The sequence below is a fragment of the Algiphilus sp. genome (genome assembly GCF_965216485.1).
Taxonomy (GTDB): Bacteria; Pseudomonadota; Gammaproteobacteria; order Nevskiales; family Nevskiaceae; genus Algiphilus.
Map to the genome: position 1 here is coordinate 1,906,801 of NZ_OZ244162.1, position 15,368 is coordinate 1,922,168.

Below are 15,368 nucleotides of genomic sequence, written 5' to 3' on the forward strand. Positions count from 1 at the left end.
GGGTAACGCAGGCGCTCGGTCTGGGCAGGCTTCAGTCGCCCGTCTTGAAGCGGCGCAGGGCGCGGCGGTCGCGCCGATCCGGTCGGCCTTCGGGCTGCGGCATCCGGTTCGCGCGTCGCTCCAGCCGTGCCTGCTCGCGGCGCTCGATGCTGTCGGCGTGTTCCTGATACAGCCGTTGTGCTTCGGGTGCGCCACGGCGCTGGTCAGACAGGGCCACAACCGTGACTTCGAAATCTTCCTGACCGCGCCGGATGCGGAGCTGCGCGCCCACCTGCACGTTCTTGCTGACCTTAGGGCGTTGATCGTCGTAGCGGACATGCCCCGCCTCGATGGCAGTGCGGGCGAGACTGCGGGTGCGGAAGAAGCGCGCTGCCCACAGCCATTTATCCAGGCGGACGCCTGCGGATTCCTCGTTCATACGCGCATAGCGTACAAACTAGAGATGCAGTCCGCACTCCGTTTTCGGCTTGCCCTGCCAACGTCCAGCACGGCCGTCTCCCTTGACCGTGCAGTGCACGCAGCCAATGGATGAGTAGCCTTCCTTCACCAGTGGATGAAAGGGCAGGTCGTGTTCGCGGATGTAGGCGTCGCGCGCCTCGCGGCTGACGTCAATCATCGGGTTGAACTTGAGAATGCCGCGGCGCCACTCGAAGATTTCCATGTCGGCCCGGTGGTCCGTCTGCCAGCGCATCAGGCTGGAGACCCAGACATCGTAGCCAGGCTTGGCGGCTTCCAGGGGCTCGACCTTGTTGACCGCACAGCAGAAATCCGGGTCGCGCTGGTAGGTCTTGTCCTCGCGGGTGAACTGGTGCTTCCACTCCTCCGCGCGCAGCGAGAAGACGCTCAGGCCGAACAATTCGGTGAGGTAGTCCCGATAGGCGATGGTTTCCGGAAAGTGGTAACCGGTGTCGATGAAGGCGATCGGCTGCTCCGGGCGCACACTGTGAATAATGTGCAGGAAGTAGGCCGAGGTGGCCGCAAAGGAGGACGTCACCAATACCCGCGAGGGGGAAAAGTCCTCGTACAGACGGTGCAGCCGCTGCTTGAAGTCCAGCGGCGCGTAGTCGGCGTTGAGCTGCGCGATGCGTCCTTCCGAGGGTGCGGCGCGGCCGCGCGACGGGCTGGGCGCGGCGGATATCGTCGCCAGCTCGGCAGCGGTTTCGGTCATGGGGGTGGCCTCTCGATCCATGGCCGAATGATACGGGCGGACAAGTGTTTTTAAAACCTTTTGTGTGCAATGTCTTTAATGATATGCACTTGAGGTCTAACTGCTGTGGTCTTCATCGCGGTCGATGGAACGGTCCCGGCGCACTTCAACGAACTCGCCTTCGATGATGGTGGGTTCGTGGAAATGGGGGCGCGCGCGGCGTACGCCGGCGTCGGCAGCACTCAGGGCCGGTGCCCGGATCTGCGGGATCAGCAGCAGCACGGCCAGGCTATCCGATAGCGGGCCGGGCAGGATCAGCAGCATGCCGGCCAGGAAGTGGAACAGTGCGTTGAGCAGGGTCCGCGCCGGGATCTCTTCGCGCGCCAGCGCCGCCTGCAGCTCCTGCACAACCTGAAAACCGGTGCGGCGGATGATGATCACGCCAAGCGCGATACTGCCCAGCATCCAGAGCAGTACGCCGCCACCGCCGATGGCATCGGCGATACGGGCACTGAGCAGGATTTCGAGCACCATCCAGAGGATGAAGACAACGAGGGGCATGGGTGCTCCACGCGGTGGGGGAAGCGGCCAGTGCGTGACAGTCACGAACACGGGCATGCCAAGCATAACGTGCCCGCAGTGCGCACGCGGCAGCCTCGTCGACCGACAACGCGCTGGTAATCTTGCTGCACGGGCAAACAGAACCATAAGAGATTCGACCATGCAGCGAGCCCAGTTCCGAATGCGACGCGAGCGAAGCCTGTTGTTGCTGGCTGTGGGGCTGCTCGCTGGCTGCGGGCAAGCGGTGCCGCCTGCCAGCGAACCCCCTTCGGAAACCCAGCCGCTGGTGGTTGTCACCCGCAATGCCCCCACGTCCTACCGGCTCGATCGGCGGGGGCTGCCGGCCGGCCCTGAGGTGGGGCTGGTGCGCGCCTTTGCGGAGGCGCAGGGCGTGCCACTGCGTTGGCTGGTCAAAGACTCCACCGATGCCGTCTTGCGCGCCCTTGATCGGGGCGAGGCCCATCTGGCCGCGGCAGGCCTGACCCGAACCGTCGGTCGCGACCAGCGCTTTCGGGTCACGGCACCGTATCGCGCCGTCCGCGAGGTATTGGTCTGCCAGCGCCATCATCTACGGCTGTCCTCCCTCGATGCGCTACCCGCCGATACGGTGCTCCGGGTGGCGGCCGGGACGAGCTATGTCGATACGCTGCAGCGGATGAAGGCGGCCGGTGTCGTGACGGATTTCAAGGTCGTGCAACGGCGCAGCACCGAGGCGCTGTTGCGCGAGATCGACGAGAAGGGCGGCTTCTGCACGCTCGCGGATTCCACCATTGTCGCCCTCATCCGCCGCACATTGCCGCATCTCGATGTGGTGACCGAGGTCGGCAAGCCGAAGCAGCTCGTTTGGTATGCGGCGCAAGCTTTCGAGGATGTGGCCGCCTCTGCCCGGGAGTGGCTGGGAAGTGCAGACGGGCGCGCGGCCATCGATCACATGGAGTACCGCTACTACGCCTATATTCCGGATTTCGATTTCGTGGATTTGCGCGCGCTCAATCGCCGCGTCGAGACACGATTGCCTCGCTTCAAGCCGCTCTTCCTGAAGGCGGCGCAGAAGACGCAGTTGGCGCCGGATCTGCTTGCAGCGCTGTCCTATCAGGAGTCGCACTGGGACCCGGATGCACGCAGCCGTACCGGCGTTCGCGGAATGATGATGCTGACCGAGCGCACGGCCGAATATCTTGGAGTGGACCGCCTGGACCCCACACAGGCTATCGAAGGGGGTGCACGCTATCTGGCCGAACAGCGCGACCGCCTCCCTGCCCATATTCCGGAGCCCGACCGCAGTTACCTCGCGCTTGCGGCCTACAACCTTGGCCGTGCCCACCTGCTCGACGCACGGAGCTTGGCGCGACGGCTGGGCCGGAATCCGGATTCATGGGCAGACATGCGTGAGGTGCTCCCGCTGCTGACGGAGGAGCGCTACTACCAGCAGCTCAAGTTTGGCTATGCCCGCGGTTACCAGCCCGTGTATTACGTGCAACGCATTCGCAACTATCGTGACGTCATCCGCCACCATTTTTGAGACACCGCCGAGGGCCACGCTCGTCAGTTGTTAAGGTCTTGAAGTTGTTCAAGAATCAAGGGAGCGCGTTGTGAGGTATGGAAAGGCGGTCGGTTTCACCCTTGCCTTGGCGCTGGCACTGAGCCTGAGCGCTTGTGGCGGCAGTCCGGAAGGCGCTGCGGGCAAGGAGCTTGCGGCACCCTCCGAGACGCAGCCGCTGGTGGTCGCCACGAGAAACGCGGCCACCGCGTATGTCTTCGATCGTCATGGCAAGGCTTCCGGCCCGGAGTACGATCTGGTGGCAGCCTTCGCCGCGGCGCAGGGCATGACGGTGGAATGGAAGGTGCTGGATACCACGGCTGGGGTGCTGCAGGCGCTGGAGCAGGGCAAGGCGCATATGGCTGCCGCAGGTCTGAGTCGCACCGAGGCGCGTGACGCCCGATTCCTCCCCGGCGGCAGCTACCGCGAGGTGCAGGAGGAGCTGGTTTGCCAACGCGGGCAGGTGCGCGGCAAAGACCTGGAGCAGCTGCCGGAAGGCACGCGCATCCTCGTGGGTGCAGGCACCAGTTACGCCGATTCCTTGCAAGATCGCAATGCCGGCGCCGCTACCACGATCGCTTTTGATACCACCGATGCGATGGGCACGGAACGTCTACTCGCCGCGGTTGCCCAGGACGGCACCTTCTGCACGGTGGCCGATGACACCATCGTGGCGATGAACCGGCGCATCTTTCCCAATCTGGATGTCGTGCTCGACATCGGCGCGCCGCGCGCCCTGGCCTGGTACGTTGCGCCGGGACACGCCGCACTGGCCGAGCAGTCGGCGCAGTGGATGCGGGGTGACAGCGGTCAGCAAGCCATCACGGCGATGGGCAATCGCTACTACGACTACATCTCCGAGTTCGACTTCGTCGACCTGCGTGCGCTCAACCGCAAGATGGAGAGTGAACTGCCGGCCTACAAGCCGCTCTTCCAGGAGGCGGCCGAACGCACCGAACTGGCACCGGATCTGCTCGCGGCGCAGGCCTATCAGGAATCGCATTGGGATCCGACTGCGCGCAGCCCCACCGGTGTGCGCGGCATCATGATGCTGACACAGAACACCGCGAAGTCGCTGGGGGTGGAGGATCGCCTTGATCCCGAGCAAGCCATTGATGGCGGGGCCCGCTATCTGGCCGATCAGCGTGCGCGCCTGCCCGACACCATTCCCGAACCTGATCGCAGTTTTTTGGCATTGGCTGCCTACAACGTGGGTCGCGCGCATCTGCTCGATGCCCGCAAGCTGGCGCGCGAGCTCGGCCGGGACCCCGATTCCTGGGCCGACATGCGCGAGGTTCTGCCGCTGCTCAGCGAGCCCGACTACTACAAGGACCTCAAGTACGGCTACGCGCGCGGCCATGAGCCGGTGCAATACGTGCAGCGGATTCGCAACTACCGCGACGTCATCGCCAACGACTTCTGAGTGTTCCTTCGCTCAGCGCGGATCGCGATGGCGCAGGGCGGTCGCTTCACCGCGCTGGGTATCGACCACGATGGTCGCTCCCAGCGCGGCGGCGAAGAGCAGCACGCAGAAGACAATGGCGTCCGCCAGGCCGAATAGCGCTTGAATCAAGCCCAGGCCAAGCATGCCGAAGACGGCTGCGAGCTTGGACACCATGCCCCAGATCCCGAACATCTCGGCCGCCTTGTTGCGTGGCGTGAGCACGCCCACCAGCGCGCGGCCTGCGGACTGGCTGGAGCCCAGGCTGAGTCCGGAGAGCACGCCGGCGAAAAGGAAGAGATGCTGCGCCTCCCAATCAAGGCCAAAGCGCGTATTGAGAAAGGCCGTCAGGGCAGGGGTCTGCCAGATGGCGATGATGGCGGCGATCCACAGGCTGAGCGTGACCAGATAGACGCGCTTGGCGCCCACACGGCTCTGCATGAAGCCAAAGGTGAAGGCGCCAATCGTGGCCGTGATCTGCACCGTCACGAACATCGCCACCCGCGTCGATTCATCCCACCCGATGACTTGCGCGCCGTAGATGAAAGCGAAGCTGATGACGATGTAGATGCCGGCCATGACGAAGAAAATCGATACCATCAGCCACCCCAGATCGCGCAGGCCGGAGATGCCGGCAATGGTGCTCCGAATGCGGCTCACCCCCAGTGTCAACCAGCGCTGATCCGGCGGCAGGGTGTAGCGACGGCCGCGTTCGCGCACGAACAGAAAAGTGGGAATGGCAGCGAGCAGGAAGAAGACCGCGGCGAAGGGCCCGACCCAGCGCACGGTATCGAAGTTCTCCGCGCTCACCTCTCCCAGAAAGGCGAGGGCGAAGGCGGTACTGACCAGACCGCCGACGTAGCCCATGCCCCAGCCCAGTCCGGAAATCCAGCCCAGCGCGCGCGGGGGGCCGAGTCCGGGCAGAAAGGCCGAAATGAAGCTTTCGCCGATGCCGTAAAAATAGTTGGACAGGATGATCAGCAGAACGCCAAGCCAGGCCATGCCGGGTTCCACGAAGAACAGCAGCGCCGTGGTCCCCACAGTGCCGGCATAGCTGGCGAACAAGAAGGCCTTGCGCGTGCGCGTTGCATCCATGATGGCGCCCGCCAGCGGCGCGGTCACCACCACCAGCAGGGCGCTGACCGCCAGGGCGATGCTCCATAGCAGGTTGCCGTAGCGGTAATCGGGGGCATCACCGACGATGACCCGCGTGAACAGGTCGCCGTAGATGACGGTGATGATCAGCAGGGTATAGGCCTGATTGGCGAAGTCGAACATGCCCCAGCCGAAGATTTCCCGGCCCGGCGCCAGCTTGCGGGTCACCATGCGCGTGCCACCTTCTTCAAGGGTGCGGAGGAAGCTGCTGGGGTCGAATGCGGCCAGCGCGCGTGCTGCCAGATCGGCGTGACCGGCGCCGGCAGTGGTGGCAACTGACCGAGGCGGATCCAATGCTGTGCGGGGTCGTGGAAATCGGAACCCAGAGAGCCAAGCAGGCCGCGCTCCACCGCGTAGCGCGCAAGCTGATCCTGCGCGCCGGCGGGTGCCTGCGCCGCGGTGCTGAGTTCGATGGCATCGCCGCCTGCTTCCGCGAAGGCAGCGACGGTCCGTCGTCGCCGGGCGTGGGTGCGGGCATAGCGCAAGGGGTGCGCGAGCACGGCGATACCGCCGGCGGCGTGAATGACCGCCACGGCTTCCTCGAGCGGTAGCCACGCACTCTTGACCGCAGCGCCCTTGCCATCGGCGAGATGTCGTTGAAAGGCGGCCTTCATGTCACGCGCATAGCCCTGCGTGACCAGCATGCGCGCGAAATGGGTGCGCGTAAGGCGGTCGTGACCCGCGATGCGCCGCGTTTGTGCCAGGGCTTCGGGTACGCCGGCCGCGGACAGGCGCTGGGCGATCTGCTCGGCGCGGCTCTGGCGCTGGGCGTCCAGTCGCTGCAGCGCGCCCTGCAGCGTTCGATTGCCGGGATCAATGGCCAGACCCACCACGTGCACAGTGTGGGCATTGAAGGTGCAGGAGAGCTCGATGCCGGGCAACAGGCGCAGGCCGTGCGCGGACGAAGCCTGTGCCGCGGCGGGCAGGCCGTCCACGGTGTCGTGGTCGGTCAACGCCCATTCTTCGATGCCGTGGGCGGCAAGTCGGGCCACGAGGGCGTCGACCGGCAGTACCCCATCCGACACATCGGAATGGATGTGGTAGTCGCAGCCCCTGGCGGCCCGATCCTGCAGTGCTCTATCCACCGGCGTTCTTGAACCACTCCATGAAATTCACCAGAAGGCCGACGCACCACGCCGCCACGCTGTATAGAGCGTGCTTGAACTGCTGCCAGGCGGAATCCTCTCCACGGATGCGGTCGAGTTCCTGATGGCCGAGTTCGATCAGATAGGCGTGAATGGCAACGGCCTCGTCGCGGCTCAGAGTATCGCTGAATCCCGGCATGCCCTGCTCGACCTGCGATCCGCCGAGCACGATGCCGAGGAAGTCGCGGTGGGTATCGGCATCCATCGTGCGCAGGTCGGCGATATTCGGGTGGGTGATGGCGCGCGGGCCGTGACAATAGACGCAGTATTGGTGATAGAGGGTATTGCCCTTGTCGACCGTGGCGTCGCTGGCCTTGCGCGGCGGCGGTTCGGGTACCCGCTGCCCGCGGCGGATGGGAGGAAGCTGGCCAATGGCGTCGAGCTTGAAGGTCAGTAGACGCCCCTGAGTGGATGGCTCCTCCACCGTGTTGCTGGCGAAGCCGAAGGAGAGGCCGAAAGCACCACCCCAGCCAACCAGAATGCTGACGTACTGTTCGCCGTCGATGCTGTAGGTAACCGGCGAGCCGATGATGCCCTGCTGCGCATCGAAGGACCACAGGATGTCGCCGCTCTCGGCGTCGATGGCACGGAAGTCGCCGCGTCCGGTGCCGTCGAAGACCAAATCGCCGCCGGTGCAGAGGGCGCCGCCGTTCCACGGACTACCGGCGTTGGCGCGCCAGACCGGCTGCTGCCGTACCGGATCCCAGGCCAGCAGGAAGCCCTGCGCCATGGCCGATCCCACCTTCTTGACGAGGTCGGCGTCCATCCAGGGCGGGACGGTAATGTCCTTCATGACATCCATGCCCACGTTCCAGAATTCGGGCTCGTACTCGAAATCGGCGTCCCGCCGATAGATCATCGCCAGCTGACGTGCCGGGATGTAAACATAACCGGTATCGGGCGAGTAGCACATCGGTTGCCAGTTGTGGCCGCCCATGGGCGAGGGGAATTGATAGACCGGCCCCTCGCCGTAGTCGTTGTCGGTCTCGATGGGCCGACCGGTTTCTAGATCGATGCCCTTGGCCCAGGACACGGGTACGTAGTTGTCGGCGGACAGCAGCTCGCCCGTTTTCCGGTCGAGCACATAGAAGAAGCCATTCTTCGGCGCCTGCATGAGGACGTCGCGTGGTCGACCGTCGATCTCCAGCGTGGCGAGGATCAGATGCTGGGTGGCGGTGTAGTCCCAGCCGTCGCCCGGGGTGGTCTGGTAGTGCCAGACATAGTCGCCGGTATCCGGGTCCAGCGCGATGATGGAGGAGAGAAAGAGGTTGTCGCCGCCGCCGGGGCTGCGCACGTGCTTGTTCCACGGCGAGCCATTGCCAACCCCGATGTAGAGCAGGTCGAGGCCTGGATCGTAGGCCATCGAATCCCACACCGTGCCGCCCCCGCCGATCTCCCACCAGGGAGCGTCGCCCCAGGTCTCCGCTGCCTTTTCCAGGATGGGCGCTTCAAAGCCGTCGGCGGGATTGCCAGGAACGGTGTAGAAGCGCCAGAGCTGCTCGCCAGTCTCGGTATCGAAGGCGCTGATGTAGCCGCGTACACCGAATTCTCCACCGCCATTGCCAATCAGCACCTTGCCGTCCACCACGCGCGGTGCGCCGGTGATGCTGTAGGGGCGCTCGAGGTCCACCGTGAGCTTGTCCCACAGGATGCGTCCGTTTTCGGGATCCAGCGCGACCAGGCGTCCATCCATGGTGCCGACGAACAGCTTGTCGCCCCACGCCGCCAGTCCGCGATTGACCACGTCGCAGCACATGAACTTGGCACGCGTGCGGTCCACGTTCAGGTCATTGCGCCACAGGATCTTGCCGCTGCGGCCATCCACGGCGATAACTTCGCTGTAGGTGCCGGTGAAGTAGAGCACGCCATCGATGACCAGCGGGGTGGCCTCGAGACCGCGGCGCGTGCCGAGGTCGCGGTACCAGGCGAGACCGAGGCGCGCAACGCTGTCGCGGTCAATCGCGTCGAGCGGACTGTAGCGCTGTTCGGAATAGGTGCGGCCGTGAGTCAGCCAGTTGTGGACTTCGCTGTCGGCCTCGATCAGCCGCTCAGCGTCGATCTGCCACTGGGCGTGGGCAAGGCCGGGGAGAAGGGCCGTCGTGAGCAGCAGCGCAAGCAAGCTGCGCTGGCGGTACGAGCGTCCGCGCATGCGTGTGTCTCCGTGATTGTTGTACCGGCACCGCAGTGCCGGGGCATTGAACGATTGTTTATCGTAGCGCAGCCATGCCCCGGCGTCAGACGCTCAGCCCATGATCGTATAGGGGCCGCCACGTTCCAGGGCACGCTGGTAGGCAGGGCGCGCCTGGGCGCGTGCGACAAAGTCGTTGATGGTCGGGTAGCGCCCGCCGGCGCGGCTTTGCGCGGCCTCCAGCGGGAAGCTCATCAGCATGTCGGCCGCTGTCCAGTCGTCGCCGACGAAATGGCCGGTCGGCTCCAGCGCCTTGTTGATATAGCCCAGATGCAGGTCCATCTGCGGGCCGAGGAACTGCTTCACCACATTGCCTTCGATGCCCTTCATCAGGGGCTTGAGCAGCCGTGGCGCCTGCTTCGGAAGCTGGCCGAAGATCAGGCGCATGACCAGCAGCGGCATGATCGAACCCTCGGCATAGTGCAGCCAGTGTCGATAGGTCAGGAAGTCGGCGTGGTCGCGCGCCGGGGCGAGCGTGCCATCGTCGAAGCGGTCGACGAGGTATTCGGTGATGGCGCCGGACTCGGCGACCACGGTATCGCCCTCGCTGATGACGGGCGATTTGCCCAGCGGGTGCACGGCCTTGAGTTCGGGCGGAGCGAGCATGGTCTTGCGGTCGCGCTCGTAGCGACGGACTTCGTAGTCGGCGCCCAGTTCCTCGAGCAGCCAGAGAATGCGCTGGGACCGGGAATTTTCCAGATGATGCACAACGATCATGATGACGCTCCCTGTAATGATGGCCTCAGTGTGCTTGAGCGGACGGGGCCGTGTCTTGCGTGTCCGGATCGAACCAATAGCGACGCGCACGCGCTTCCATCGCCGTGCGCGCCTCCGGCCCCGGCAGCCAGCGTTCGTGGCTGTAGCTGGCGTGCAGCAGGAAATCGAGCAGGGTGGTGTGCTGGCGCAGGATGCGGCGATGCCGGTGCGGCGTCAGCGGGTTGAAGATGCCCAGCAGGCTGAACAGCTGCGAGGGCGACTTCTTGATCCACAGCCAGGAGCCCAGTTCCAGCGTCAACGGCAGGAAGACCGGCGCGGTCTCTCGCGCGCGATTGCGCAAATAGAGGTAATCCCACAGATCGCCGTGCGTGGTGTACTGCCGCGACTGCGGTTCGATGACGTAGATGCTGTGGTAGGGGTAGGTGTCGCGAAACAGGCAGCGCAGCGCCCAGAGTTCCGCCAGGCTTTCGATCGGCTGGCGCGTGTAGGCATAGGGAAACCAGAGATGATCGCGCGTGCCGAAACCGGAGTGGCAATCCACCGTGAGCGCGAAGCGATGACGGAGAATGCGCTCCTCGACCACCTGGCACAGCGCCTGTGATTCGACTTCCATGGGCGCGCTGCCAGGCCCGCGATACCAGGGCAGGCGACGCGACAGGCGTTGGCCGCCGAGAAAGTGCGCCACCGAACCTTCGGCATTGACCGGGGCGTTGCGCATCAGGTCCACGCCGGCCGGGTTGCTGCGCGTGCGTTGCAGCATGCCACCGGGGTTGACCAGCGGCATGAAGACCACGCGGATATGCGCCAGCATCTCTCGCAGCGCACGATCCCAGTCCAGGCGCCGGATCAACGCGTGCAGAAAGGCGAGCACCACCTGGGCCCCGATGCGCTCCACGCCATGTACGCCGCCAAAGAAACCAATGGCCGGCGCAGCCGGATCCTGACTGCCGAGCTCCAGGCAATGCAGCGGCAGTTCGCGTCCCTCGCACTGCACCGTGGCCACGGTGTCGCAGCGCAGCTCCTTGCCGCCGAGTTCGACGAGCGTGGTCAGATAATCCAGCTCAGGCAGACTTCCCGACTTCTGCAACGGCTTGAGGCGTTCCATGCATCCTTTCCTTTGCGGGCTCTCGCATGGTAGCGGTAACGCGGTGCGCGCCCATGACAATCCAGTCACAGCTCGGCAGCGGCTGCGCCCCGCGCGCTGGATGCGGGGGTGGCTCGCTGGGCTCGCCGCGTTGGTACTCGGCGGCTGTGCCCACCATGTCAATGCGCCGGCAAGCGGCATCGATCGTGCGCCGGAGAGCGAGTACCGCCTACGACCGGCAGTGGGATACAGCCCTGCGGATTGGCCGGAGGTGCTGGAGGCGGATGTCTATCAGCCCACGGCGGCAGGGCCGCATCCGGGCGTACTGCTGGTGCATGGCGGCGGCTGGACGCGTGGCGAGCGCGACGATATGCAAGCGATTGCCGAAGATCTGGCCGAGGCCGGCTTTGTCGTGATGAATGTCTCCTACCGCTTCGCACCGGCCTATCGTTTCCCGGCCCCGTTGCATGACCTGCAGCAGGCGCTGCGCTGGATGCGCAGCGAGGCCGACACCTTGGCGCTTGACCCACAGCGCATTGCGGGCTTCGGCTATTCGGCGGGTGCGCACCTGGTTTCCTTGCTCAGCGTAGCGGAGGGGGTGGAGGCTCTCGACGCGCCCTTTGGCGGGCCGGATACCCGCCTGCAGGCCGTGGTGGCGGGTGGGACGCCCGCGGACCTGCGCCGCTTTCGCGGCGGCGAACTGGTGCCGCAATTCCTGGGCGGCACACTGCAGGAGATGCCAGAGCGCTTCGCGCTGGCGTCGCCAGTGGTGCACGTCGATGGGCAGACACCCCCGCATTTTCTCTACCACGGCACGCAGGATCTGCTGGTGGGAATCGAGCACGCCGAGGACCTGTTCCACGCGCTGCAAGAGGCAGGGGTGGACACCGAGCTCTATCGCATGCGCCTGCGCGGGCACATCACTGCCTTCCTCACGGACGGTGCGGCGGTTGAGCGGGCCATCGACTTTCTCCAACGGCGCATGGCTTCGAGCCGCGTTAACCTGTCGGCCAATCCTTAGAACAACGGCCTCCGCTGCATCCTTTTGCGATGCCGGGACCTTGGAGTGCATCAATGGCGAGTCATGACATCGTAGTCTTCGGCGCAACCAGTTTTGTCGGCCAGTTGGTCTGTCGGCACCTGTGGCAGCGCTACGGCGCGGACGGGGAGATGCGCTGGGCCATGGCCGGGCGCTCACGCGAGAAACTGGAGTCGGTGCAGCGCGAGCTGGGGGCCGAGGCCGCAAGCGTGCCGCTGATCGTCGCGGATTCCTCCGACGAGAGCAGTCTGGAGGCCATGGTCAAGCAGACCCGGGTCGTCCTTTCGACGGTGGGACCCTACGCGCTCTATGGGACGGAGCTGGTCAAGGTCTGCGCCGAGCGCGGCGTCGACTACTGCGACCTCACCGGCGAGGTGCAATGGATCGCGCGCATGATCGACCGCTTCGAAGCCACCGCCAAGGGCTCGGGCGCGCGCATCGTACATTGCGCTGGTTTCGATTCGGTGCCTTCCGATCTCGGCGTGCATTTCCTGCAGCGCGAAGCCGAGGATCAGTTCGGCGCCCCCTGCAAGCGGGTCAAATTTCGGCTGAAAGCGGCCAGTGGTGGCTTTTCAGGCGGGACTGTCGCCAGCCTGATCAATGCACTCAAGGAAGCCAGTGCCGACCCCAAGGTGCGCAAGCGCATGGCCGACCCCTACGCACTGTGTCCGTCGACCAGCGAGCCGCGCCCGCGTCAGCCCGATGTACGCTTCAAGGAGTACGACCCGGATGCCAAGAGCTGGGTGGCACCTTTCATCATGGCGGCGATCAATACCCGCGTTGTGCATCGCTCCAATGCCCTGCTGGGCTATGCCTGGGGCTATGATTTCCAGTACGACGAGGCGGTCATGACGGGCCGTGGCGCCAAGGGGTGGATGGGCGCACTGGCAGCCGGAGGCGGCCTCGCCGGTCTGATGGGGGCGATCGCGCTACCACCCACGCGCTGGGTGATGGAGCGCTTTGTGTTGCCCAAGCCGGGTGAGGGGCCGTCCCCCGAAGCCCAGGAGAAGGGCTTCTTCGACGTGCGTCTCTTCGGAACCACCGAGCGGGGCGACACACTCACTGTGAAGGTCTACGGCGAGCGCGATCCCGGCTACGGCGCCACCTCCCGCATGATCGGCGAAGTCGCGGCCGCCATGGCGGCGCAGGCGGGTGAGGGTGCGCGCGCGGGCGGCTTCTTCACGCCCTCTGTCTTGCTGGGCGACAGGCTGCTCGAGCGCCTTCAGGCGCACGCTGGCATGCGCTTTGAACGCCTGAGCCCCTGACCGGATCCGGGCACGCCGACTGCGCAGCGTTCAGGAGTCAATCCCTGTGTCCGCGCGTAACTGCTTGCGGTACTGGTGCGGACTGCATCCGCTCCAGCGGCGAAAGGCGCGGGTGAAGGCGCTCTGCTCGGAGTAACCCAGTAGCTGGGCGATTTCGCTGAGCTGCAGGCGCCAGTCCGCCAGATAGTCGCAGGCGAGCTGGTGCAGGCACTCATCGCGCAGCGCGCCAAAGCGCAGCCCCTCACGCGCCAGCTGGCGGTGCAGGCTGCGCGGCGACAGATGCAGCCGCTGCGCCACCGCATCGGCATGCGCGGCGCCCTGCTGCAGCAAGGCCGGCATCTCCTCGCGGATGCGTGCGCTCAATGCCCCCCGCGGGGGCAGCCGGCGCAGCTGCTCGGCAGCTTGCTGCTGCAGGATATGCAGCAGCTGCGGATCAGCCTGGCGCAGCGGCTGCGCCAGCCAGGGCAGGGGCAGATGCACGCGCGTGGTGGCTTGCTCGAAATGGGTGGCGCAGCCCAGCACGTCGTCGTAGACGGTCTGCGGGCAGTTCGCGGCGTTGACGAAGTCGATACGGCAGGGACTGAGCTGCGGCTGCCCGGTGATATCGCGCGCCATCTGTACCAGGGCACTGATGGCGGCCTCGTCAACCAGCGGGCCGGGGCGCCCGTTCTCCGTGCCCCACTCCAGCACCAGGGCGGCGTCGGTGGAGCGCACGCGCAGCGGACTGACGTCGTAGTACAGCCGCTCGAATTCGCGCAGCCGTTGCAGTGCCGCCCCCAGATTTGGGCAGGCGAGCAGGACGTAGCCCATCAGACCGAAGGAGGCCGGAGTGATGTGCTGCCCGAGCCGCAGACCCAAGGTCAGGTCGTCGAGTGCAACGGCGGCGCGTTCGAGCAGGCCCTTCCATTCCGTGATCGGCGTGCGTCCAGGCGCGCTATCTCGGGAGGGAGCGGGCTGGCCGAGCAGCACAGTGGCGTCGTAGCCTTGATGGCGCAGATAGTCGTAGAGCAGCAGGACATAGCTGCTGGGGACACTGCCACGAAGCGGTGCGGAATCCGGCATGGCGCAAAGTGTCAAAAATTAGGCGATAACCGTCAATCCAGCACTCAACAGTGTGCGCATCATGACGGGGTACCAAGAAGGAGACCCGATATGGAGACGTTGGTAGCTGAAGTACACGCCCTGCTGGGGCCGCACGTGGATTGGAAGCAGGTGCTGCTGACCGCGATGGTGCCGCTGTTCCTGCTGGCCTTTGCCATCGAGTTCGTGGTCATGCGCCAACGGCAGCGCACACAGGGCTTTGAATGGCGCGACATCCTGACCAACCTTGGTCTCGGTGGCAGCTATCAGATCTTCGAAACCATCGCCCATCTGCTGGTAACCGGCGCGGCGGTGATCTGGATCTACCAGTTCCGGCTGTTCGACATCCCGGTCAATGCCTGGACCATCGTGCCGATCTTCTTTGGTGTCGAGTTCTGCTACTACTGGTTCCATCGCGGCAGCCACCGTATTCGTTGGTTCTGGAGCGCGCACGTGGTGCATCACTCCAGCGAACGCATGAACATGACCACCGCGATGCGCCAGAGCCTGCTGTATTCGATCACCGGCTGGTGGCTGTTCTTCATGCCGCTTGTGCTGTTGGGCGTGCATCCGGCGGCGGTGTTCTTCCTCTACGGGGTCAATCTCACCTATCAGTACTTCGTGCACACCGAATCGGTGGGCAAGCTGCATCCCTTCATCGAATACTGGTTCAACACCCCCAGCCACCACCGTGTGCATCACGGCAAGAATCCGCAGTACATCGACAAGAACTATGGCGGCGTGCTGATCTGCTTCGATCGCTGGTTCGGGACTTTTGAACCGGAAGAAGAGGCCGTGGTGTACGGCATTCCGAAGCAGGTGCACAGTCACAACATCCTGACGCTCAACTTTCACGAGTTTCTGGACATGTGGCGGGATGTGCTGCGACCCGGGCCGCTGTGGCTGCGGCTCAAGCATCTGTGGGCCCCGCCAGAATACGAACGCCCCGACACGGCCGTGAAGGGGCAACCGACCACAACGCCGTAGGCGCGACTGCGCTCCGGCA

At 65.1% G+C, this 15,368-nt stretch carries 14 protein-coding genes; 5 read left to right on the forward strand and 9 right to left on the reverse strand.

The annotated features are described in order from the left end of the window. Positions 1-31 precede the first annotated feature (31 nt). The 3 genes from ACOOFO_RS08795 to ACOOFO_RS08805 form a co-directional block, all read right to left on the reverse strand. Positions 32-418: an RNA-binding S4 domain-containing protein gene (locus ACOOFO_RS08795; protein ID WP_420426409.1), complete on the reverse strand. Its 387-nt coding sequence runs from the start codon at positions 416-418 to the stop codon at positions 32-34. 18 nt (positions 419-436) lie between these two features. Next, a complete protein-coding gene (locus tag ACOOFO_RS08800) occupies positions 437-1,168 on the reverse strand; it encodes a phosphoadenylyl-sulfate reductase (RefSeq protein ID WP_420426410.1) in 732 nt (243 codons plus the stop codon). Between the two features lie 96 nt (positions 1,169-1,264). Beyond that, positions 1,265-1,708 (reverse strand): FxsA family protein, encoded by a 444-nt coding sequence (locus ACOOFO_RS08805; protein WP_420426411.1) that lies wholly within the window; start codon positions 1,706-1,708, stop codon positions 1,265-1,267. A 160-nt stretch (positions 1,709-1,868) separates the two neighbouring features. On the opposite strand from ACOOFO_RS08805, the gene mltF (ACOOFO_RS08810) reads away from it, so the two are divergent. Then, positions 1,869-3,230 carry a membrane-bound lytic murein transglycosylase MltF gene (mltF, locus tag ACOOFO_RS08810; RefSeq protein ID WP_420426412.1) on the forward strand — a complete coding sequence of 454 codons (1,362 nt, stop codon included), beginning with the start codon at positions 1,869-1,871 and terminating at the stop codon, positions 3,228-3,230. A gap of 70 nt (positions 3,231-3,300) precedes the next feature. Then, the gene (mltF, locus tag ACOOFO_RS08815) at positions 3,301-4,671 is read left to right on the forward strand and encodes a membrane-bound lytic murein transglycosylase MltF (RefSeq protein ID WP_420426413.1); all 1,371 of its coding nucleotides are present in this window, start codon (positions 3,301-3,303) and stop codon (positions 4,669-4,671) included. A gap of 12 nt (positions 4,672-4,683) precedes the next feature. Here mltF (ACOOFO_RS08815) and ACOOFO_RS08820 read toward each other — a convergent pair whose 3' ends face one another. From ACOOFO_RS08820 to ACOOFO_RS08840, 5 genes are all read right to left on the reverse strand, one after another. Further along, positions 4,684-6,015, reverse strand: coding sequence for an MFS transporter (locus tag ACOOFO_RS08820; RefSeq protein ID WP_420426414.1), 1,332 nt, complete (start codon positions 6,013-6,015; stop codon positions 4,684-4,686). Then, entirely contained in the window at positions 6,009-6,929 is a 921-nt protein-coding gene (locus ACOOFO_RS08825; protein WP_420426415.1) for a PHP domain-containing protein, read from the reverse strand. The genes ACOOFO_RS08820 and ACOOFO_RS08825 overlap by 7 nt, the downstream gene beginning before the upstream one ends. Then, entirely contained in the window at positions 6,922-9,138 is a 2,217-nt protein-coding gene (locus ACOOFO_RS08830) for a PQQ-dependent dehydrogenase, methanol/ethanol family (protein ID WP_420426416.1), read from the reverse strand. The genes ACOOFO_RS08825 and ACOOFO_RS08830 overlap by 8 nt, the downstream gene beginning before the upstream one ends. A 93-nt stretch (positions 9,139-9,231) precedes the next feature. Then, the gene (locus ACOOFO_RS08835; protein ID WP_420426417.1) at positions 9,232-9,894 is read right to left on the reverse strand and encodes a glutathione S-transferase family protein; all 663 of its coding nucleotides are present in this window, start codon (positions 9,892-9,894) and stop codon (positions 9,232-9,234) included. Between the two features lie 25 nt (positions 9,895-9,919). Beyond that, positions 9,920-10,999 carry a M14 family zinc carboxypeptidase gene (locus tag ACOOFO_RS08840; RefSeq protein WP_420426418.1) on the reverse strand — a complete coding sequence of 360 codons (1,080 nt, stop codon included), beginning with the start codon at positions 10,997-10,999 and terminating at the stop codon, positions 9,920-9,922. On the opposite strand from ACOOFO_RS08840, the gene ACOOFO_RS08845 reads away from it, so the two are divergent. Then, the gene (locus ACOOFO_RS08845) at positions 10,998-11,999 is read left to right on the forward strand and encodes an alpha/beta hydrolase fold domain-containing protein (RefSeq protein ID WP_420426419.1); all 1,002 of its coding nucleotides are present in this window, start codon (positions 10,998-11,000) and stop codon (positions 11,997-11,999) included. The two genes, ACOOFO_RS08840 and ACOOFO_RS08845, sit on opposite strands and share 2 nt — an antisense overlap. A gap of 29 nt (positions 12,000-12,028) precedes the next feature. After that, positions 12,029-13,282 carry a saccharopine dehydrogenase family protein gene (locus ACOOFO_RS08850; RefSeq protein WP_420426420.1) on the forward strand — a complete coding sequence of 418 codons (1,254 nt, stop codon included), beginning with the start codon at positions 12,029-12,031 and terminating at the stop codon, positions 13,280-13,282. A 30-nt stretch (positions 13,283-13,312) separates the two neighbouring features. Here the strand turns inward: ACOOFO_RS08850 and ACOOFO_RS08855 are convergent, their stop codons facing one another. Further along, positions 13,313-14,344, reverse strand: coding sequence for an AraC family transcriptional regulator ligand-binding domain-containing protein (locus ACOOFO_RS08855; protein ID WP_420426421.1), 1,032 nt, complete (start codon positions 14,342-14,344; stop codon positions 13,313-13,315). A 90-nt stretch (positions 14,345-14,434) separates the two neighbouring features. Here ACOOFO_RS08855 and ACOOFO_RS08860 point away from each other — a divergent pair, with 90 nt between their 5' ends. Beyond that, a complete protein-coding gene (locus ACOOFO_RS08860; RefSeq protein WP_420426422.1) occupies positions 14,435-15,349 on the forward strand; it encodes a sterol desaturase family protein in 915 nt (304 codons plus the stop codon). Positions 15,350-15,368: the final 19 nt, after the last annotated feature.